Source organism: Actinomadura rayongensis (genome assembly GCF_009831215.1).
Classification (GTDB): domain Bacteria; phylum Actinomycetota; class Actinomycetes; order Streptosporangiales; family Streptosporangiaceae; genus Spirillospora; species Spirillospora rayongensis.
The window spans coordinates 1,831,231-1,850,742 of record NZ_WUTW01000001.1 but is presented as its reverse complement, the minus strand read 5'-3'; the positions used below and the strand labels follow the sequence as shown (position 1 = coordinate 1,850,742).

17 protein-coding genes and 1 tRNA gene are annotated in these 19,512 nt (G+C 71.2%); 5 read left to right on the top strand and 13 right to left on the bottom strand.

What is annotated here, in order from left to right; genetic code table 11:
* Nucleotides 1-12: 12 nt before the first annotated feature.
* The 5 genes from GQ466_RS08770 to polA form a co-directional block, all read right to left on the bottom strand.
* Nucleotides 13-504, bottom strand: a complete 492-nt coding sequence (locus GQ466_RS08770) for a GNAT family N-acetyltransferase (RefSeq protein ID WP_161102189.1) — start codon at nt 502-504, stop codon at nt 13-15.
* The gene (locus tag GQ466_RS08765) at nt 501-2,477 is read right to left on the bottom strand and encodes an endonuclease/exonuclease/phosphatase family protein (protein WP_161102188.1); all 1,977 of its coding nucleotides are present in this window, start codon (nt 2,475-2,477) and stop codon (nt 501-503) included. Before GQ466_RS08765 ends, GQ466_RS08770 begins: the two co-directional genes overlap by 4 nt.
* 285 nt (nt 2,478-2,762) lie before the next feature.
* Nucleotides 2,763-4,247 carry a 30S ribosomal protein S1 gene (gene rpsA / locus GQ466_RS08760; RefSeq protein WP_161102187.1) on the bottom strand — a complete coding sequence of 495 codons (1,485 nt, stop codon included), beginning with the start codon at nt 4,245-4,247 and terminating at the stop codon, nt 2,763-2,765.
* Nucleotides 4,248-4,491: 244 nt separating this feature from the next.
* Nucleotides 4,492-5,610 (bottom strand): polysaccharide deacetylase family protein, encoded by a 1,119-nt coding sequence (locus tag GQ466_RS08755; protein WP_161102186.1) that lies wholly within the window; start codon nt 5,608-5,610, stop codon nt 4,492-4,494.
* A 127-nt stretch (nt 5,611-5,737) separates the two neighbouring features.
* A complete protein-coding gene (gene polA, locus GQ466_RS08750) occupies nt 5,738-8,428 on the bottom strand; it encodes a DNA polymerase I (protein ID WP_161102185.1) in 2,691 nt (896 codons plus the stop codon).
* Nucleotides 8,429-8,471: 43 nt separating this feature from the next.
* On the opposite strand from polA, the gene GQ466_RS08745 reads away from it, so the two are divergent.
* Nucleotides 8,472-8,885 carry a PaaI family thioesterase gene (locus tag GQ466_RS08745; RefSeq protein WP_161102184.1) on the top strand — a complete coding sequence of 138 codons (414 nt, stop codon included), beginning with the start codon at nt 8,472-8,474 and terminating at the stop codon, nt 8,883-8,885.
* Nucleotides 8,886-9,083: 198 nt separating this feature from the next.
* Nucleotides 9,084-9,614: a DUF4352 domain-containing protein gene (locus tag GQ466_RS08740; protein WP_161102183.1), complete on the top strand. Its 531-nt coding sequence runs from the start codon at nt 9,084-9,086 to the stop codon at nt 9,612-9,614.
* A 10-nt stretch (nt 9,615-9,624) separates the two neighbouring features.
* Here the strand turns inward: GQ466_RS08740 and GQ466_RS08735 are convergent, their stop codons facing one another.
* From GQ466_RS08735 to GQ466_RS08710, 6 genes are all read right to left on the bottom strand, one after another.
* The gene (locus GQ466_RS08735; protein ID WP_161102182.1) at nt 9,625-10,365 is read right to left on the bottom strand and encodes an ABC transporter ATP-binding protein; all 741 of its coding nucleotides are present in this window, start codon (nt 10,363-10,365) and stop codon (nt 9,625-9,627) included.
* On the bottom strand, nt 10,355-11,137 hold the full coding sequence (locus tag GQ466_RS08730; RefSeq protein WP_161102181.1) for an ABC transporter ATP-binding protein: 783 nt from the start codon (nt 11,135-11,137) through the stop codon (nt 10,355-10,357). Before GQ466_RS08730 ends, GQ466_RS08735 begins: the two co-directional genes overlap by 11 nt.
* Complete coding sequence (locus tag GQ466_RS08725) at nt 11,134-12,300, bottom strand: branched-chain amino acid ABC transporter permease (protein WP_161102180.1); 1,167 nt, start codon at nt 12,298-12,300, stop codon at nt 11,134-11,136. Before GQ466_RS08725 ends, GQ466_RS08730 begins: the two co-directional genes overlap by 4 nt.
* A gap of 29 nt (nt 12,301-12,329) precedes the next feature.
* Nucleotides 12,330-13,301 carry an ABC transporter permease subunit gene (locus tag GQ466_RS08720; protein ID WP_161102487.1) on the bottom strand — a complete coding sequence of 324 codons (972 nt, stop codon included), beginning with the start codon at nt 13,299-13,301 and terminating at the stop codon, nt 12,330-12,332.
* A gap of 89 nt (nt 13,302-13,390) precedes the next feature.
* A complete protein-coding gene (locus tag GQ466_RS08715; RefSeq protein WP_202420021.1) occupies nt 13,391-14,563 on the bottom strand; it encodes a branched-chain amino acid ABC transporter substrate-binding protein in 1,173 nt (390 codons plus the stop codon).
* Between the two features lie 357 nt (nt 14,564-14,920).
* Entirely contained in the window at nt 14,921-15,568 is a 648-nt protein-coding gene (locus tag GQ466_RS08710) for an ANTAR domain-containing response regulator (RefSeq protein ID WP_161102179.1), read from the bottom strand.
* Between the two features lie 70 nt (nt 15,569-15,638).
* Here GQ466_RS08710 and GQ466_RS08705 point away from each other — a divergent pair.
* Nucleotides 15,639-15,722: transfer RNA gene (locus tag GQ466_RS08705), tRNA-Leu, on the top strand.
* A 74-nt stretch (nt 15,723-15,796) separates the two neighbouring features.
* Nucleotides 15,797-16,555 (top strand): helix-turn-helix domain-containing protein, encoded by a 759-nt coding sequence (locus GQ466_RS08700; RefSeq protein WP_161102178.1) that lies wholly within the window; start codon nt 15,797-15,799, stop codon nt 16,553-16,555.
* Between the two features lie 45 nt (nt 16,556-16,600).
* Here GQ466_RS08700 and pyk read toward each other — a convergent pair whose 3' ends face one another.
* Both pyk and GQ466_RS08690 read right to left on the bottom strand, forming a co-directional pair.
* Nucleotides 16,601-18,028, bottom strand: a complete 1,428-nt coding sequence (gene pyk, locus GQ466_RS08695) for a pyruvate kinase (RefSeq protein WP_161102177.1) — start codon at nt 18,026-18,028, stop codon at nt 16,601-16,603.
* A gap of 141 nt (nt 18,029-18,169) precedes the next feature.
* Nucleotides 18,170-18,724, bottom strand: coding sequence for a type 1 glutamine amidotransferase domain-containing protein (locus GQ466_RS08690; RefSeq protein WP_161102176.1), 555 nt, complete (start codon nt 18,722-18,724; stop codon nt 18,170-18,172).
* Nucleotides 18,725-18,790: 66 nt separating this feature from the next.
* Here GQ466_RS08690 and GQ466_RS08685 point away from each other — a divergent pair, with 66 nt between their 5' ends.
* Nucleotides 18,791-19,498: a helix-turn-helix transcriptional regulator gene (locus tag GQ466_RS08685; protein ID WP_161102175.1), complete on the top strand. Its 708-nt coding sequence runs from the start codon at nt 18,791-18,793 to the stop codon at nt 19,496-19,498.
* The last annotated feature ends 14 nt before the right edge of the window (nt 19,499-19,512 follow it).

Sequence of the window (19,512 nt, the reverse complement as noted above, 5' to 3'; positions counted from 1 at the left end):
GACCCACCGTACTCACGGCGTGCGCGGCGCCGCGTCCAGGGGCTTGCGGAGGTGGACGAGCGTGAGGTGCCCGGCGACGCGCTCGCGGTGCGTCTCGGCGTACCCGGCGCGGCGGTAGAGGCGCAGGTTCGCGTCGCTGAGGTGGCCGGTGAACAGGACGCACGCGTCGGCGCGTTCCGCCACGGCCGCCTCCAGCGCGGCGAGCAGCGCCCGTCCGGTGCCCCGGCCCTGGGAGTCGGGGGCGACGACGAGCCGTCCGACCAGGCAGGTGCTCCCGGCGACCCGGCCGCGCACCGCGCCGACGATCCGGCCGCCGGACACGGCCTTGAGCACGACCGCGTCGGCGTCGGCGACCGCGCGGCGCATCTGGTCCAGCGACTCCACCAGCGGCGCGATGAACGGGTCGCCGTAGAGCTGCGCCTCGGTGACGTACGCGGCGCGCTGGACGGTCAGGATCTCCCCCGCGTCCGCCGGGTCCGCGACGGCGATCTCCACGTCGCTCATCCCGCGACGCGCACCGTGACGGTCACCGGACGGTGGTCGGACGGGCCGCCCGGCGCGACCCGGTAGTCGTCGAACGCCAGGTCGTCGGTGCCGAGGATCCAGTCGACGCGGGTGCCGTGCGGGCCGGTCGGGGCGCCGTCGCCCGTCCCGGCGCTGCGCAGGCCCGTGTCGGTCGTCAGCCGGATGATCTCGTCGGAGCCGGGTTCGGCGTTGAGGTCGCCGCCGATGATCGTCCGGGGCGCCCGCGACCAGGCGCGCAGCAGCGACGACGCCTCGCCGAGCCGTTCGCCCGGGCCGCCGTAGGCCAGGTGCGTGGACCACACGTCCAGCGTCGTGGACCCGACGGCGAGCCGCGCCCACACGTACCCGCGGATCTGCGACCAGTCGGCGCGCGGCATCCGCCCGGTGCCCGAGCGGCGGACCGGCAGCGAGGTGAGGATCGCGTTGCCGAACTGGCCGTCGGCGGCCGGTCCCCACAGCAGCTTCATGCCGAGCCGCCGCGACAGCCACACCGCGACGTCGGCGGTGCCGGACGGCAGCGACCCACGTCCGGTCTCCTGGAGCAGCACGACCTGGGGGCGCTGCGCGGCGATGGCCGTCGCGACCGCGTCCGGGTCGAGGCGGCCGGTGCCGTCGACGGCGTCGTGGATGTTGTAGGTGGTGATCCGGACGCGTCCGCCGCCGGGCGCGGAGGGCGCGTCGCCGGACGGGGACGCCGCCGCGTACACGGCCGTCCCGGCGAGCAGCACGAGCGCCGAGCCGCCCGCCGTCACCGCGCGCAGCGGCGCCCGCGCGGGCAGCGGACCGCCGCGCGCCGCCGCGATCGCCGCGAGCCCGCCGAGCAGGATCCCGGCGAGGCCGGGCAGGACGTTGTTCGGGACCGGCACGGCCTTCACCGCGCTGACCTGGTACGCGACGAGCACGACCGCGACGAGGAACGCGCCGAGGCCCGCCGTCAGGTCCACCCGCCACACGGCGCCGCCCGTCCCGGCGCGGCGCAGCGGGGCGCGGCACGCGACCGCCAGCAGCCACGCCGCCAGCAGTTGCCCGCCGACGACGACCGGCAGGATCTCGACGCCCGACACCGCGTACGTCCCCGCGATGGCGCCCGCTCCGACGCCGAGCAGCGTCCCGCCGAGCACGCACACCCCGCCCGGCACCGCCCGCACGGCCAGCCCGGACGCGAGGAACGCCAGCGCGAGGCCCTGCCCGACGACCACGACGACGTGCGCGACGGTCAGCGACTTCCAGCCCGCCGACGCCACGAACGCCGGGCTGGACAGCACGAGGATCTGCAGCGCGAGGAACGGGCCGAACGCGGCGGCGCCGAGCGCGTCCCGCCACGTCACGCCGGGCGGCGGCACCGGCCCGGACGCGATCTCCCGGTACAGCGCCGCCGCGCCGAGCCCGGCGAACACCAGGCAGACGAGCCACGGCCCGACGCCGTCCTGCCAGATCGGGTCCCAGGTCCCGAACGCCATCCGGACGGCGGTGTCGGCGGCCAGGCCCGCGACCGTCGCGGTCGCGAACCCGACGCCGGACAGACCGCGCGCGCCCTCGTACAGCGCGGCGACGGCGACCGTCCCGACGACGGCGCCCGCGACGGCCAGCCACGCCTGCGGCCCGGCGGCCTGCGCGGCGACCCGGACGAGCAGCAGCCCGCCGATCCCGGCCGCGAGCAGCCCGCGCGCGCCCGCCGCGCGGCGCACCAGCGGGGACAGCGCCCCGGCGGCGAGGACGACGAGGACCGCGACCACGGCGGATCCCGCGCCCGCGCCGTCCCCGTGGTCGAGCTGCGGCAGGGCGTACCGGACGATCTGCGCGAGGACCGCGACGGTGACCGCGATCAGCGTGAGGCGCGCCGGACCGCGCGGCACGATCGACGGCCCGGACGGCGCGGGGCCGCCGGGTCGCGGTGCGGGGGCGGTCGGCGGGGTGGCGCCGGTGCGGGATTCGGATTCGGTGCTGGCCAATGGAACGAACGCTCCGGGAGGGGGTCGTGGGGGCGGGAAACGGGTCACGGCCGGCCGACCCGTCCCGGATCGGCCTCCGACCGTGTTCATCCTGCCATCGCACGGCGCGCGGCGTCCGCGAACACCCCGCCCGGCCGGTTCACCCGCGGCGAATCCCGGCGCGTCCGGCCCGGAAAGCCGAAAGGCGGCCCCGGAACGAGGCCGCCGCAACAGCGAGCAACAAAACTCACCCCGAAGGGCGGCGAGCAGGGTGGATGACCCCTGCTCGCCGCCCGTCGGCGACTACTACTGGCCTCCGGAGAGCTTCTCGCGCAGGGCGGCGAGGGCCTCGTCGGTCGCGAGCGCGCCGCCGGTCTGCTCCTCGTCGGCACCGCCCGAGTAGGAGGTCTCGGCGCCGCTGCTCGTCGGAGCACCGCCGGTCTCGGCCTCGGCCTCGGCCTTGCGGGCCTCCTCGATCTGGCGCCGGTGGGCGTCGAAGCGGGCGCGGGCCTCGGCGTACTGCCGCTCCCAGGTCTCGCGCTGCTCGTCGAAGCCTTCCAGCCACTCGCCGGTCTCGGAGTCGAAGCCCTCGGGGTACTTGTAGTTCCCCTGGTCGTCGTACTCGGCGGGCATGCCGTACAGCGTGGGGTCGAAGTCCTCTTCGTCCACGCCGGCCGCGCTCTCGTTGGCCTGCTTGAGCGACAGGCTGATCCGGCGCCGGTCGAGGTCGATGTCGATGATCTTCACGAAGATCTCGTCGCCGACCTGGACGACCTGCTCGGGGATCTCGACGTGGCGCTCGGCCAGCTCGGAGATGTGGACCAGGCCCTCGATGCCCTCCTCGACCCGGACGAACGCGCCGAACGGCACCAGCTTGGTGACGCGGCCCGGCACGACCTGGCCGATCTGGTGGGTGCGGGCGAACTGCTGCCACGGGTCTTCCTGGGTCGCCTTGAGCGACAGGGAGACGCGCTCGCGCTCCATGTCGACGTCCAGGACCTCGACCGTGACCTCCTGGCCGACCTCCACGACCTCGGACGGGTGGTCGATGTGCTTCCAGGACAGCTCGGACACGTGGACGAGACCGTCCACGCCGCCGAGGTCCACGAAGGCGCCGAAGTTGACGATGGAGGAGACGACGCCCTTGCGGACCTGACCCTTCTGCAGGGTGTTGAGGAAGGTCTGGCGGACCTCGCTCTGCGTCTGCTCCAGCCACGCCCGGCGGGACAGGACCACGTTGTTGCGGTTCTTGTCCAGCTCGATGATCTTGGCTTCGAGTTCCCGGCCCACGTAGGGCTGCAGGTCACGCACGCGCCGCATCTCGACCAGCGACGCCGGCAGGAAGCCGCGCAGCCCGATGTCGAGGATGAGGCCGCCCTTGACGACCTCGATGACGGTGCCGGTGACGATGCCGTCCTCGTCCTTGATCTTCTCGATCGTGCCCCAGGCGCGCTCGTACTGGGCGCGCTTCTTGGACAGGATCAGCCGGCCCTCCTTGTCCTCCTTCTGGAGAACAAGGGCCTCGACGTGGTCTCCGACGGCGACGACCTCGTTGGGGTCGACGTCGTGCTTGATGGAGAGCTCACGGGAGGGGATGACACCTTCCGTCTTGTAGCCGATGTCGAGGAGGACCTCGTCTCGATCGACCTTGACGACGGTGCCTTCGACGATGTCGCCGTCATTGAAGTACTTGATGGTCTCGTCGATCGCCGCGAGGAAGGCTTCCTCGGACCCGATGTCATTGACCGCTACCTGCGGGGTGGTCGAGGTGGCCTCGGTGCTGCTCGTCATGTGTCGGCTGGCTCCGGATACGGACATAGTCGGTGTCTTCCGCGCGCGGAGGGCCTTTTTCCGCCCTGCCGAGGACCGGGTAGGGACGCGGGTTCACCGCGTCGAAGAACCGAACCGATGTCGACGACCTGACCGAGCGCGAGCCTGCTCCGTCCGAAGCACGCGCAAGCCCACAGCGCAGCGATCAGCATATGACAGCGACCGCACCCGGTCAATCTCCGGGCCGCAGCGCCGGACGAAACGGTCAGTACCGACGACCGTAGGGCCGGAACGACGGGGCGAGCCGCTTCTCCTCGGCCGCAGGGAACGTCACCGTCGCCGGATCCCCGTCCGATGTATAGCGTTCCATCGGGTGTTTGTCCAGGTAGTCCAACCAGGCCGTCGAGCAGAACTGACGGCAGTCGTTCTCCTTGATCTTCCCCTCGGACCGGACGCGGTCGATCGCCCACCGGTCGAAGCCGGTGGTGAACGGCGACGCCGACGGCTTCCAGCCCGCGAGGAAGACGCCCTTGAACCCGTACCGGGCGCCGTCGGCCCGCGCCCACTCGCTCTTGCGCGGGACGGCGCCGAACGGGTAGGCGAACGTGGTGGTGTGCGCGCCGGTCAGGGCGACGATCTGGTCCTCCATGCCGCCGATCTCGGCCCGGACGCCCTGCTTGGACAGCCGCGAGAGATCCGCGTGGGTGACGGTGTGGTTACCGATCTCGTAGCCGTGTGAGATGAGCCACTTCAACCCGTCGGCGGCGCGGTCGCCGAGCCCGAAGATGTCCTTGTTGAGGTAGAAGGTCGCCGTCGCCCGGAACCCCGGATGGGTGCGGGCGGCCTCCTGGAGGATCGCGACGGCCGTGTCGGGCGCGGGGTTGCCCGCCGCGTCCAGCCCGAAATGCCCGGGCGTGCTGTCGTCGAACGTGAGGACGACGGGGTGGCGGCCCGCCGGGACGTCGATCCGGCCCGCGACGAACTCGGCGGCGGTGATCGGCGCGTAGCCCTCGTCGGCGAGGCGGTTCACCTCGTCGCGGAACTCCTGCACCGACCGGTCGAGCGACAGCTCGGGCTTCTTCATGATCCGGTGGTACATGAGCACGGGGACCATGCCCAGCTCGTCGGCCCGCACGCGCGCGGCCTCGGCGGTGGCGGGCGGGATCGGCGCGGTCACGGACGGAGTCGGCGTCGGCGTCCCGCTCGCCCGAGGGCTCCCCGGCGCGACGGACGGCACCGGCGGGCGCCCCGCCGCGGCCTTCTCCCCAGCGGCGGCCCGGACGGCGGTCGCGGCCCGGCGCGCGTCCCGGTCCCCGGGCAGCGTCAGCCCGAGGACGACGGCCACGACGACGAGGACCGCGGCGAGCTTGTGGAGGAGCGGCACGGGCCTCCCGTCATCGGAACACCGTCATGATCGAACGACAGCGTACGACCCGGCGGCCCGCCACAACAGGGATCCGACACACCCGAACCCGCCCCGCTCCGGCAAACCCTCCCCCAAAGCCCGGCCGCTAGTGCGCGGCATCTTGCCAGGTGCCGCCGGTGCCCATGGAGACCTCCAGCGGGGCCTTGAGGGCGTAGGCGCCGGCCATCTGCTCGCGGACGAGGTCCCGCAGGGCGTCCGCCTCGCCGGGCGCGACCTCCAGCACCAGTTCGTCGTGGACCTGCAGCAGCATCCGGGAGCGGAACCCGCCGGCGCGCAGCGCGCGGTCGACGTTGAGGCTCGCGACCTTGACGATGTCGGCCGCCGAGCCCTGGATCGGGGCGTTCAGCGCCATCCGCTCGGCCATCTCGCGGCGCTGCCGGTTGTCGGACGTCAGGTCGGGCAGGTAGCGGCGGCGGCCGAGGATCGTCTCGGTGTAGCCGTCGCGGCGGGCCTGCGCGACGACGCCCTCCAGGTAGTCGCGGACGCCGCCGAACTGCTGGAAGTACTCCTCCATCAGCCCGCGCGCCTCGTCCGGCGGGATGCGGAGCTGCTGCGACAGCCCGTACGCCGACAGCCCGTACGCCAGCCCGTAGTTCATCGCCTTGATGCGGGCGCGCAGCTCGGAGTCGATCTGCTCGGGCGGCAGCCCGAACACCCGCGACGCGGTGATCGTGTGGAAGTCCGCGCCGGACCCGAACGCCTCCAGCAGCGCCTCGTCGCCGGACAGGTGCGCCATGATCCGCAGCTCGATCTGGCTGTAGTCGGCGGTGAGCAGCGACTCGTAGCCGGCGCCGACGACGAACGCCTCGCGGATCTGGCGTCCCTCGGCGGTGCGGATCGGGATGTTCTGCAGGTTCGGGTCGGTGGACGACAGCCGCCCGGTCGCCGCGATCATCTGGTTGAACGTGGTGTGGATGCGGCCCGCGTCGTCGGCCATCGGGATCAGCGAGTCCACGATGCTCTTGAGCTTGGCGACCTCGCGCCAGCGCAGGATGTGCGCGAGCACCGGGTGCTCGCTCTTGGCGAGCAGGTTCGTCAGCGCCTCGGAGTCGGTGGTGTACCCGGTCTTGGTGCGCTTGGTCTTCGGCAGGCCCAGCTCGTCGAACAGGACCTGCTGCACCTGCTTGGGCGAGCCGAGGTTGAACTCGTGGTCGACGGCGGCGTGCGCGTCCTGCTCCTCCTGCTTGACCTGGCCGCCGAGCGACGCCGACAGGCCCGCCAGATGGTCGGCGTCGACCGCGATCCCGGCGCGCTCCATCCCGGCGAGGACGCGCACCAGCGGCAGCTCCACCTCGTGCAGCAGCCGCGTCGCGCCGCGCCGCTCCAGGTCGCGGTCCAGGACGTCGGCCAGCTCCCCGACGGCGCGGGCGCGGACGGCGAGGTCGCGCGCGGCCTCCTCCTCGCCCGACCCGTCCAGCGTGAGCTGCCCGGAGTCCTCGGTCTCGCCGCGCAGCTCCCGGTGCAGGTAGCGCAGGACGAGGTCGCCGAGGTCGAACGTCCGCTGCCCGGGCAGCGCCAGGTACGCCGCGAGCGCGGTGTCGCTGGTGAGGCCCTCCAGCTCCATGCCGCGCGCGTACAGCGCGAGCATCGGCCCCTTGGCCTCGTGCATCGCCTTGGGCCGGGACGGGTCGGCGAGCCAGGCCGCCAGTGCCCGCTCGTCGTCGGCGATCAGCTCGACCGGGTCCAGCCGGACGGCCGCGCCGGACGCCGCCGCCAGCGCGATCCCGGTCAGCTCCCCGGTGCCGCGCCCCCAGGTGCCGGTGACCGCGACGCCGGTGCGGCCCTGGACGGTGTTCTCGGCCAGCCACGCGGCGAGCGCGCCGGGCTCCAGCTCGTCCAGCCGGATCTCGAAGCCCTCCTCGGCCTCGGGTTCCACCGCCGACAGCGACGCGTACAGCCGCTCGCGCAGGACGCGGAACTGCAGCGAGTCGAACAGGGTGTGGATCTCGTCGCGGTCCCACTGGCCGATCTTCAGGTCCAGCGGGGCGGCGTCCAGCTCGACGTCGCAGTCCAGCTTGTTGATCTGCTGGTTGCGCAGGACGTCGCCGAGGTGCTCGCGCAGGCTCTCGCCCGCCTTGCCCTTGATCTCGTCGACCTTGGCGACGAGCGTGTCCAGGTCGCCGTACTTCACCAGCCACTTGGCGGCGGTCTTCGGGCCGACGCCGGGCACGCCGGGCAGGTTGTCGCTGGACTCCCCGACCAGCGCCGCCAGCTCCCGGTACCGCTCGGGCGGCACCCCGTACTTCTCCTCGACGGCCGCCGGGTCCATCCGCTTCAGCTCCGACACCCCGCGCACCGGGTACAGCACGGTGACGTTCTCGTCGACGAGCTGGAACGCGTCCCGGTCGCCGGAGACGACCAGCGTCTGCATGCCCGCCGCGGTCGCCCGCACCGACAGCGTCGCGATGATGTCGTCGGCCTCGAACCCCGCGACCGACAGCCGCGGGATCCGCAGCGCGTCCAGCACCTCGAAGATCAGGCTGACCTGGCTGCGGAACTCGTCGGGCGTCTTCTGCCGGCCCGCCTTGTACTCGACGTACGCCTCGTGCCGGAACGTCGGCTCGGACCGGTCGAACGCCACCGCGATGTGCGTCGGCTGCTCGTCGCGCAGGACGTTGATCAACATCGAGGTGAACCCGTAGACCGCGTTGGTCGGCTGCCCGTCGGTGGTGGAGAAGTTCTCCACCGGCAGCGCGAAGAACGCCCGGTAGGCGAGCGAGTGCCCGTCCAGCAGCAGGAGCCGGGGCTTGTCAGGGGTCGGTACTGTCGTGGCCACGCCTTGACTCTAGTCTGCGCGTACGACAGTTCGAGGAGGCTTGATGGCAGAGGACCTGCGCGAACTCACCGCGCTGCTCAACGGGGCCAAGGGCGATCTCCCGCAGACCATGGGGATCGAGTTCGTGGAGGCGTCCGCCGAGCGCGTCACCGCCCGGATGCCGGTCGCGGGCAACACCCAGCCGTACGGGCTGCTGCACGGCGGCGCGTCCTGCGTCCTCGCCGAGACGCTCGGCTCGGTCGGCGCGGCCATCCACGCGGGCGCCGGGCGCATCGCCGTCGGCATCGAGATCAACGCCACGCACCACCGGTCGGCGACCGAGGGGACCGTCACCGGCGTCGCCACCCGCGTCCACGGCGGGCGCAGCCTCGCCACCTACGAGATCGTCATCACCGACGACCGGGACCGCCGGGTCTGCACCGCCCGCCTGACCTGCATGCTGCGCGACGCTCCGTGATCTGAGTCGCCCCCTTTGCGGTGGACCGTCCCCTCTCGCTACCGTTGATGAGAACGGCTCGGGATCGCCGAGTAGACAACGTACGCGTCCGGAGACGGGCCGTACGGCCCCAAAGGCGATCCCGGGCCCGGCATCTTTCCGGGCACGGTTCGGTCGCGGCCGTTCCCCGCGCATGGTGCGCGCGCCTACCGTTCGGGGATGCGCCCCCGCGCCGCTCTCCTCGGCCTCGTGCTGGTCCTCTCCGGGTGTTCCGGACACGACGACCGGCGTCCCGCCGTCTACGACCTGCCCGCCCGCACCGTCCGGCCCGACGAGACGGCCGTCCACGCGCCGCCGACGGCCAGCGGCGAACTCACCTTCCAGGTCATCGGCTTCACCACCGGCATGACCGGGCTCGCCGGAAGCCACGCCGACCGGTCCCCGCGGGGCCGCTACACCCGCGTCCGCATCGTCGTGGTCAACACCAGCCGCACCGACCAGGCCTACGACGCGCGCAACCAGAAACTCCTCACCGCGGACGGCGCCCAGTACACCCGCGACCTCGAAGCCACCCTCATCAAACGGCAGCCCGCCGAGGACCTGGAGATCGGCGCGGCCATGCGCGTCGAGATGGACCTCTGGTACGACATCCCGGCGACCGCGCGGCCCACCGCGCTCCGCGTCGTCGGGACGGCGCCGCTCGGGTCCGTCACCCCGACCGCGCCGCCCGCCGACATCCGGCTCCCCTGACGGGCCCGGCTCACGCCTCCCCGGGCTGCTCCGCCTCGGCCACGTCCGTCCCGCCGCCGAGGTAGGCCGCCCGCACCTGCGGGTCGTCCAGCAGCTCCGCCGCCGGGGCCGACTTCACGATCCGCCCCGTCTCCAGCACGTACGCCCGGTGCGCGATCTGCAGCGCCTGCGCCGCGTTCTGCTCCACCAGCAGGACGGTCGTGCCGCGCCGGTTGATCTCCTCGATGATCGAGAAGATCTGCTGCACCAGCATCGGCGCCAGGCCCATCGACGGCTCGTCCAGCAGCAGCACCTTCGGCCGCGCCATCAGCGCCCGCCCGATCGCGAGCATCTGCTGCTCGCCGCCCGACATCGTCCCGCCCATCTGGCCCTTGCGCTCGGCCAGCCGGGGGAACAGCTCGTAGACCTCCGCCAGCTCCTTGGCGGTGTCCCCGCGCCGCGCGTACGCGCCCATTGCGAGGTTGTCGGCCACCGTCATGCCCGGGAACACGCCCCGGCCCTCCGGCGACTGCCCGATGCCCGCCAGCACGCGCTTGTGCCCCGGCATCCGGCTGATGTCGCGGCCGTCGAACCGGATCCGGCCCCGCGACAGCGGACGCAGCCCCGAGATCGTCTTCAGCGTCGTCGTCTTGCCCGCGCCGTTCGCGCCGATCAGCGTGACGATCTCGCCCTCGGCGACCTCGATCGACAGGCCCCGGATCGCCGCGATCTTCCCGTAGTGGACGTGGACGTCCTCGACCTCAAGAAGCATCGGCGGGAGCCCCCAAGTACGCCTCGATGACCCGAGGGTCGTTCTGAATCTCCGCCGGCAGGCCCTCGGCGATCTTCTGCCCGAAGTCCAGCACGGCGATCCGGTCGCTGATGCCCATGATCAGGCTCATGTCGTGCTCGATCAGCAGCACCGTCCGGCCCGAGTCGCGGATGCGGCGGATCAGGTCCTGCAGCTCGATCTTCTCCGCCGGGTTCATCCCCGCCGCCGGCTCGTCCAGCAGCAGCAGCTTCGGCTCGGTCGCCAGCGCCCGCGCGATCTCCAGCCGCCGCTGGTCGCCGTAGGGCAGGTTCTTGGCGTTCTCGTCCACCCGGTGCGCGACGCCCACGAACTCCAGCAGCTCCCGCGCCTTCTCCCGGCCCTCGCGCTCCTCGCGGCGGTGCCACGGCAGGCCGAGGGACGCGCCCGCAAGGCCCGTCCGGTGATGCGCGTCCGCGCCCACCATCACGTTCTCCAGCGCGGTCATGTTGTGGAACAGCCGGACGTTCTGGAACGTCCGCGCCACCCCGCGCTTGGTCACCGCGAACCGCTTGCGGCCGTCGATGCGGTCGCCGTCGAACACGACCGCGCCCTCCGTCGGCCGGTACACGCCGGTGATCACGTTGAACACCGTCGTCTTGCCCGCGCCGTTCGGGCCGATCAGCGCGAAGATCTCCCCGGCGCGCACCGCGAGGTCCAGCCCGTTGATCGCGACGACGCCGCCGAACCGCATCGTGATCTGCTGGAGCTCCAGCAGGCCCGCCTGCCCGCTCATCCGGTCACCTCCGCCTTGGCCTCGTGCGGATCACCGTCGGGCCCCGCGACCTCCGCGCCGAGACCGCCCATGCCGCCCGTGCCCTCCTGCAGCTCCGCCTTCCGCCGCCGCGACGGCAACAGCCCCTCCGGACGCAGCGCCATCATCACCACCAGCGCCAGCCCGAAGAAAAGGACCCGGTAATCGTTCAGCGCCCGGAAACGCTCCGGCAGCCACGCCACCAGGAAGGCGCCCAGGATCACCCCCGGCAGGTTCCCCGAACCGCCCAGCACCACGGCCGCCAGAATCAGCGCCGACACCATGAACTCGAAGTTCTTCGGAATGATCGACGTCGCCTGCGAACCGTAGATCACGCCCGTCAGGCCGCCGATCGCCGCGCCGATCGCGAACGCCGCCAGCTTGAACTTGAACGTCGGCACGCCCATCAGCTCGGCCGCGTCCTCGTCCTCACGGATCGCCGCCCACGCCCGTCCCACCCGGCTCCGATTCAGCCGGACCACGAACACGATCACCACGATGATCGCCAGCAGCATCAGGTAGTAGTACGGACGCGAATCCAGCGCCCCGTACGTGAACGGCTGCAGACCGCCGAGACCGAGACCCGAGAACGGCTGCACGTCCGGCACCGCCCACTCCGTCAGCGTCGGCGGGTGCGGAATCCCCGAAATGCCGTTCGGCCCGCCGATCGAGTCGGTGTTCTGCGCCACGATCCGGATGATCTCCCCGAACCCCAGCGTCACGATCGCCAGATAGTCGCCCCGCAACCGCAGCGTCGGCGCGCCCAGGATCACCCCCGACGCCGCCGCGATCACGATGCCCACCGGCACGATCGCCCAGAAATCCCAGCCGTGCAGCTTCCCGAGCACCGCCATCGAATACGCGCCGATCGCGAAGAACGCCACATACCCGAGATCCAGCAGGCCCGCCTGCCCCACCACCACGTTCAACCCGATCGCCAGCAGGATGTACCCGCCGATCGGGAAGAACAACAAGTCCGACCAGTTGCTCGACGGCGACATGAAACTGCCGATCGAATCCGCCGGAAGAATCAGCGCGCCCAGGACCAGCAGCGCGTACACCGGCCACCGCACCCGTCCCGGCGCCGACGCCCAGCCGTCGCGCACCCGCGCGACCGTGCCGGTGACCGCCCGCAGCGACGCCATCGGTCCCCCTCCGCTCGTCTTCGCGCCGCTCATGCGCGCGCCCGCTGCAACGACTCGCCCAAAATCCCTGTCGGCCGGAACATCAGCACCAGGACCAGAACGCTGAACGCCACCACGTCCCGCCACTCCGCACCGAAGATCGACGACCCGTACATCTCCAGCAGCCCCAGCGCCATCCCGCCGATCAGCGCACCGCGCAGATTCCCGATCCCGCCCAGCACCGCCGCCGTGAACGCCTTGATGCCCAGCAGGAACCCGACCGTATAGACCGTCTCCTCGAAACGCATCATGTACAGCGCCGCCGCCACACCCGCCATCGCACCGCCCAGCGCGAACGTCGCCATCACGATCCGGTCGATGTTCACGCCCATCAGCACGGCCGTCTCCGGATCCTGCGCCGTCGCGCGGATCCCCCGGCCGAGCCGCGTCCGGCTCACGAACTGGTCCAGCGCCACCATCATCAAAAGCGCGCCGACGAAGATGATGACCTTGTCACTGCGGAAATCCACCGACCCGATCGAGAACAGGTTCACCGGATCGGTGAAATCGTTCGACTGCACCGGCAGATGCCCACCCGCCAGCGGCCGGTCGAAGAACCGCGGGATCACCACGATCGCGAACAACTGCTGCAGGAACAACGACGCGCCGATCGCCGAGATCAACGCCGCCAGCCGCGACCCGCCCGACCGCCGCAACGGCCGGTACGCCACCAGCTCCAGCAGCACCGCCGAACCGCCCGCCGCGACCGCCGCCACGACCGCCAGGACCACGATCAGGCCGATCAGCGCGAGCGTCCCCACCGGGGAATTGATGCCCAGCGCCTCCACCGCGCCCACCACCGCGAACGTGCCGATCATGAAGATCTCGGAATGCGCGAAATTGATCAGCCGCAGCACGCCGTAGACCATCGTGTAGCCGAGCGCGACCAGCGCGTAGATGGCGCCGAGCGAAAGACCGTCGACCGTGGACGGCCAAAACTGATCCAGGAAGTTCTGCACGATGAGCCGCCTTCGTCAGAAGGGGCGGGAACGCATGCGCGCCCCCGCCCCTGCGCGTCGACGGGAACCGCCCGCCGCAGCGGGCCGTCCCGCTACTTCAGCTTCGCCGTCTTCGCGTCGCCGACCAGCGGAAGCGTCGCGCCCTTGATCTCGTAGACGTAGATCGCGCTGCTCGCCGGGTCGCCCGTCGGCGTGAACTTGATCTGCTTCGAGACGCCGGGGACGTCCACCGTCGAGAGGAACTTGTTGATGTCCTCCGCCTTGGTGTTCCCCGCCTTGATCGCCGCGATGAAGGCGCTCGCCGCGTCATAGCCCTCGGCCGAGTAGATCGCCGTGTCCGTCTTGTACTTCGCCTTGTACGCCTCGGAGAACTTCTTCGACGCCGGGCTCGCCTTGCCCGTCGGGTCGATCAGGCACGGGCAGCCGATGACCGAACCGTCCGCGACGGTCCCGCCCGCGCCCTTCGCCAGACCCGGGTCCAGCGAACCGTCGCCCGACAGGAACCGGCTCTTCACGCCCGCCTGCCGCAGCTGCTTCACGAGCTTGCCGGCCTGCGCGTAGTACCCGCCGAAGAACACCGCGTCCGGCGCGAACGCCTTCACCTGGTTCACCGTCGCCGAGTAGTCCGACGCGTTCGGGTCGATCACGCCGACCTGCGTCGTCGCGCCCGCCGCCTTCACCGTGCTCTCGACCGTCGTCCCGAGCGGCTTCCCGTACTCGGAGTTGTCGTGGACCACGAAGACCTTCTTCGCGCCGAGACCGTTCGTGATGAACGTCCCGATGCCCGACCCCTGCACGTCGTCGTTGCCGACGATCCGGTGGAAGAACTTCCACCCGTTCTTCGACAGCGCCGCGTTCGTCGCCGACGGGGAGATCGACGGGACCTTCCCCTCCTCCAGGACCGGGTCGACCTGCTGCGACTCGCCCGAGAACGCCGGCCCGATCAGACCGACGATCTTGTCCTTGGTGAGCGCCGTCTTCGCCAGCGGCACGGCCTGCTCGCCCTTGCCCTGGCTGTCGTAGGTCTTGAACTTGATCTTGACCTTCGGGTTCGTCGCGTTGTACTCCTCGATCGCCAGCGCCGCGCCCTGCTTGGGCGGAATGACGATGCCCGCGCTCTCACCGGTCAGGTCGCCCATGAAGCCGATGGTGACCGAGTTCTTGTCGCCCGAACCACCCGAGTCGCCGCCGCAGGCGGAGGCACTGACCGCGAGCACCGCGCTGAGGGCCACCGCGCCCGTGGCCCGCATGATGTTGCGCCGCAAGGTGTCACCTTTCCATCCGGATCCGGGGGGATCAGGTACGAGTCCGAGCCCGGTGAACGCTCTCCCGCTGAAAACGGTCACTCCGGGACCAGGTATGTCGTACACCTCCCGGCCGAGAGGTAACAGGACCCGGCACACGAAGGGTTACTCACTCGTTATCCCCCCGTGCCCATTCGCGCAGCGCCACGGCCAGCGACGATGACGGAAAGTGAAGCCGGTTCGGCCCCCGCCGCCGGGGCTCCCGACCGGTTCCGGACGGATTCCCCGGCCTTTTTGTCAACACCGTTTCACCCGCATGACAGCCGTGTTACGGGCGGTGTCGTCGATTACGGCCCGTCCGAAACCCGGCATCCGGCCTCAGCCGGCCGCGTCGGACCCGCCGTCCTGACCCGACCCCTTCGACGCGCCCGCCACCACGGCCTCCGCCACCGCCCGCATCGTCAACCGCCGGTCCATCGACGTCTTCTGGATCCACCGGAACGCCTCCGGCTCCGTCCAGCCGTGCGCCTGCTGCAGCAGCCCCTTGGCCCGGTCGACGACCTTGCGCGTCTCCAACCGGTCCGAAAGCCCCGCGACCTCCGCCTCCAGCGCCCGCAGCTCGGTGTAGCGGCTCACCGCCACCTCGATCGCCGGCGTCAGGTCCGTCTTGCTGAACGGCTTGACGAGATAGGCCATCGCGCCCGCGTCCGTCGCCCGCTGCACCAGCTCCCGCTGCGAGAACGCCGTGAGGATGACGACCGGCGCGATCCGGTCCGCCGCGATGCGCTCGGCGGCGGAGATGCCGTCCAGCACGGGCATCTTGACGTCGAGGATCACGAGGTCGGGCCGGTGCTCGGCGGCCAGCCGGACGGCCGTCTCACCGTCCCCCGCCTCGCCCACGACCTCGTACCCGTCCTCCTGGAGCATCTCCTTGAGGTCCAGCCGGATGAGGGCCTCGTCTTCTGCGATCACAACTCGCCGAGCGGTCTCCGTCACGCCCCCGAGACTACCGGGACCGGCTAGCATGGTCGGAGCCAGGTGGGACTTCCCGCACGGGACACAACCAGGCGGGAATGTCCGAAAAAATTGGATAAATGCCGGGATGATGGAATAGGCAGACATTGATCCCTCAAAAGGATTTGTCCGAAAGGGCGTGCGGGTTCGAGTCCCGCTCCCGGCACTTGCACTAGCCCCCGAACCGCCATCCGCTATTGGATGGCGGTTTTTGTCATACCCGCCTGTGACGATCGGCGCATGTACGATCCACGACAACGCCCCCTCGCCCTCCGACTGCTCCGTGAGGGCTTCTCCCTCACGGAGATCAGCCGCCAGACCGGAATTTCACGGCAGACGCTCTACAACTGGAAGAAAGACCCAGATAAGGCCGCCGCGCGCGTGGTGCCCTCCTGCCCCAGGTGCCACGAGCGGGCGCTCGATCGACCCGCCTACTCCTACCTGCTCGGGCTGTACCTCGGGGACGGCCACATCGCCAACGCGCCCAAGGCGGGGATCTACCGCATGGAGATCACGTGCGCGGACAGTTGGCCCGGCCTGAGCGAGGAGGCCGCGCAAGCGCTCGCCGTCGTCATGCCCGGCCAGAAGATCGGCCGCAGGGCGAGCATCGGCTGCACCAACATCGGCGCCTACTCGAAGCACTGGCCGTGCATCTTCCCCCAGCACGGACCGGGCATGAAGCACACGCGCAAGATCGCGCTCGCCGAATGGCAGCGGGAGATCGTGGACGAGTTCACCGAGAAGTTCGTTCGGGGTCTGATCCATTCGGACGGCTGTCGCGCGATGAACCGCATCAAACACGTCCGGAACGGTGAGACGGTCTGGTACGAGTACCCCCGGTACTTCTTCACGAACGCGTCCGACGACATCCGGACGCTGTACACCGACGCTCTTGACCGGCTCGGGATCGCCTGGAAACAGAACAGCGCTCGGAACATCTCGGTCGCGCGGCGGGAGGCGGTGGCGCGGCTGGACGCGTTCGTCGGGCCGAAGTACTGATCGCGGGGACCGGCGGCCGGTGGTGTCCGGCCGCCGGGAAGGGTGTCAGTGGCCGGCGATGGCGTCGCCGATGCGGTGGACGCGCAGGGCGTTGGTGGAGCCGGGGGTTCCGGGCGGGGAGCCCGCGACGACGACCACGCGGTCGCCCTTCTGGTAGCGGCCGATTTCGAGGAGCGCCTGCTCGACCTGGCGGACCATCTCGTCGGTGTGGTTGACCTCGGGGACGATGAACGTCTCGACGCCCCAGACGTGCGCGAGGCGGCCCCGGATGGCGGGGACGGAGGTGAACGCCAGCAGCGGGATCGGCGAGCGGTAGCGGGAGAGGCGGCGGGCGGTCTCGCCGGACATGGTGAACGCGACGAGGGCCTGCGCGCCGACGGTGGCGCCGACTTCGGCCGCCGCGCGGGCGATGGCGCCGCCGACGGTCTCGGGGATGCGGTTGAGGGTGTGGGTGGCGTGGAGGGTGGATTCCTCGGCGGTGCAGACGATGCGGCTCATGGTCTCGACGGCGAGGATGGGGTATTGGCCGACGCTGGTCTCGCCGGAGAGCATGACGGCGTCGGCGCCTTCGAAGACGGCGTTGGCGACGTCGGAGGTCTCGGCGCGGGTGGGGCGGGGCGAGGAGATCATGGATTCGAGCATCTGGGTCGCGACGATGACCGGGCGGGCCTTTTCGCGGCAGAGTTCGATGGCGCGTTTCTGGACGATCGGGACCTGTTCGAGGGGCAGTTCGACGCCGAGGTCGCCGCGGGCGACCATGATGCCGTCGAAGGCGGCGACGATCTCGGGGAGGGCGTCGACGGCCTGGGGCTTCTCGATCTTGCCGATGAGGGGGACGCGGACGCCTTCCTCTTCCATGATCTGGTAGCAGATGTCGGCGTCGCCGGGAGTGCGGACGAAGGAGAGGGCGACGAGGTCGACGCCGAGGCGCAGGGCCCAGCGCAGGTCTTCTTCGTCCTTGTCGGTGAGGGCGGGGACGCTGACGGGGACGCCGGGTAGGTTGAGGCCCTTGTTGTCGGAGACCATGCCGCCGACGGTGACGGTGGTGTGGACGCGGGGGCCGTCGACGGCGGTGACTTCGAGGGCGACGCGGCCGTCGTCGATGAGGACGGTGTCGCCGGCGGCGACGTCGCCGGGGAGGCCGGTGTAGGTGGTGGAGACCTGTTTGCGGGTGCCGGGGACGTCCTCGGTGGTGATGGTGAACGCGTCGCCGAGGGTGAGGCGCACGGGGCCGTCGGGGAACCGGCCGATGCGGATCTTGGGGCCCTGGAGGTCGGCGAGGATGCCGACGCCGCGTCCTGCGGCGGCCGAGGCGGCGCGGAGGCGGTGGTAGACCTCTTCGTGGGCGGCGTGGTCGCCGTGGCTCATGTTGAGGCGGGCGACGTCGACGCCGGCGTCGACGAGGGCGCGGATCTGCTCGGCGCTGGAGCAGGCGGGGCCGATGGTGCTGACGATCTTCGCTCGACGGGTCACGGACACAAAACTACTTAGTTACTTGCTGGTATGGATATTCGTGCAGGATGTGGCCATCCACGATTCACGCAGTGGTCCAGCCCAAAGGTCTAGACCACCACGGAATCGGTGGATTCGGGCCGAAACCCTCGCCGGGATCGGTCAGGCGGCGAACACATCGACGGCCGTCTTGACGAACGCGGGGAGGTCGTCGGGCTTGCGGCTGGTGACGAGCGTGTTCGGCCCCGCCTCGCAGACCTGAACCTCCTCGTCCCGCCAGAGCGCGCCGGCGTTGGTCAGGTCGGTGCGCAGGCTCGGCCAGGACGTGAGGGTGCGTCCGTTCACGACGTCGGCCTCGGCGAGCAGCCAGGGCGCGTGGCAGATGGCGGCGACGGGCTTGCCCGCGTCGAAGAAGGCGCGGACGAACGCGACGGCCTCCGGGACGGTGCGCAGGAAGTCGGGGTTGGCGACGCCGCCGGGGAGCACGAGCGCGTCGAACGCGTCCGGCACCGAGGCCGAGAGCGGCGCGTCGACGGCGAGGGTGTCGCCCTTGTCGAGATGGTTGAACATCTGGATCTCGGTGTCAGTGGTGGAGATCAGGCGGACGTCGGCGCCCGCTTCGCGGAGCCCGTCGCGGGGTTCGGTGAGTTCGACCTGCTCGGTGCCCTCGGGCGCGGCGAGGACGGCGATGGTCTTGCCTTTCAGGTCGTGCGCCATGGTGGCCTCCTTGATCGTCCGGTTGCGCAGCCCCTTCCCGTGCTTTCGGGTGGTATGCAGGGATTCATGAATCCGTCCGGATACCGGGAGCGGGCCACGCCGCGCGGTGCGGGCCTGGCGTGCGTGTGGACGTCGGCGCTGCCGCGCTCGGCGGCGGGTCCGTTCGTGCAGCGCGTGGTCCCGGACGGCTGTGTGGACGTCTACTGGTCGGAGCGGGCGGGCCGCGTGTTCGTGGCGGGCCCGGACACCGGTCCGAATCCGGCGCCGATGATGCCGGGCGACCGGTTCGCGGGCGTGCGTTTCCGTCCGGGCATGGCGGGACGGGTCCTCGGCGTCCCACCGGCGGCCGTACGGGACGCGCGGATGCCTCTGGCCGACCTGTGGGGCGCGGACGCCGAGCGCCTGGAGCACGAGGCGGCTACCGGAGCCCCGGAGCAGGCGCTGACCTCGGCGCTGCTGGCGCGGGCGGCAGCCGCTCCCCCGCCCGATCCCCTGGTCCCCGGCCTGATCCCCGCGCTGGCGCGCGGTTCGGTGGCGGACGCGGCGGACGCTCTGGGCTTCAGCGAACGGCAGTTACGGCGCCGTGCGGTGGACGCGTTCGGCTACGGCCCGAAGACCGTCCAACGGGTGCTGCGCTTCCAGCGGGCGCTGCGGCTGGCCAGAGCGGGCACGCCGTTCGCGGAGGTCGCGCAGGCGGCGGGCTATGCCGACCAGACGCATCTGGCGCACGAGGTGCGGGAGCTGGGCGGCGCGCCGCTCGGCGCGTTCCGGTGAGATGCCGGATTTGG

What these genes read in the sequence shown, in the direction of transcription:
- GQ466_RS08740 (WP_161102183.1), top strand. Translation starts at nt 9,084, where the DNA reads ATGCGCCCCCGCGCCGCTCTCCTCGGCCTCGTGCTGGTCCTCTCCGGG.
- GQ466_RS08710 (WP_161102179.1), bottom strand. Translation starts at nt 15,568, where the DNA reads ATGCTAGCCGGTCCCGGTAGTCTCGGGGGCGTGACGGAGACCGCTCGG.
- GQ466_RS08690 (WP_161102176.1), bottom strand. Translation starts at nt 18,724, where the DNA reads ATGGCGCACGACCTGAAAGGCAAGACCATCGCCGTCCTCGCCGCGCCC.
- GQ466_RS08735 (WP_161102182.1), bottom strand. Translation starts at nt 10,365, where the DNA reads ATGCTTCTTGAGGTCGAGGACGTCCACGTCCACTACGGGAAGATCGCG.
- GQ466_RS08725 (WP_161102180.1), bottom strand. Translation starts at nt 12,300, where the DNA reads ATGGCGTCGCTGCGGGCGGTCACCGGCACGGTCGCGCGGGTGCGCGAC.
- GQ466_RS08685 (WP_161102175.1), top strand. Translation starts at nt 18,791, where the DNA reads ATGAATCCGTCCGGATACCGGGAGCGGGCCACGCCGCGCGGTGCGGGC.
- GQ466_RS08770 (WP_161102189.1), bottom strand. Translation starts at nt 504, where the DNA reads ATGAGCGACGTGGAGATCGCCGTCGCGGACCCGGCGGACGCGGGGGAG.
- GQ466_RS08745 (WP_161102184.1), top strand. Translation starts at nt 8,472, where the DNA reads ATGGCAGAGGACCTGCGCGAACTCACCGCGCTGCTCAACGGGGCCAAG.
- GQ466_RS08700 (WP_161102178.1), top strand. Translation starts at nt 15,797, where the DNA reads ATGTACGATCCACGACAACGCCCCCTCGCCCTCCGACTGCTCCGTGAG.
- GQ466_RS08730 (WP_161102181.1), bottom strand. Translation starts at nt 11,137, where the DNA reads ATGAGCGGGCAGGCGGGCCTGCTGGAGCTCCAGCAGATCACGATGCGG.
- rpsA (WP_161102187.1), bottom strand. Translation starts at nt 4,247, where the DNA reads ATGACGAGCAGCACCGAGGCCACCTCGACCACCCCGCAGGTAGCGGTC.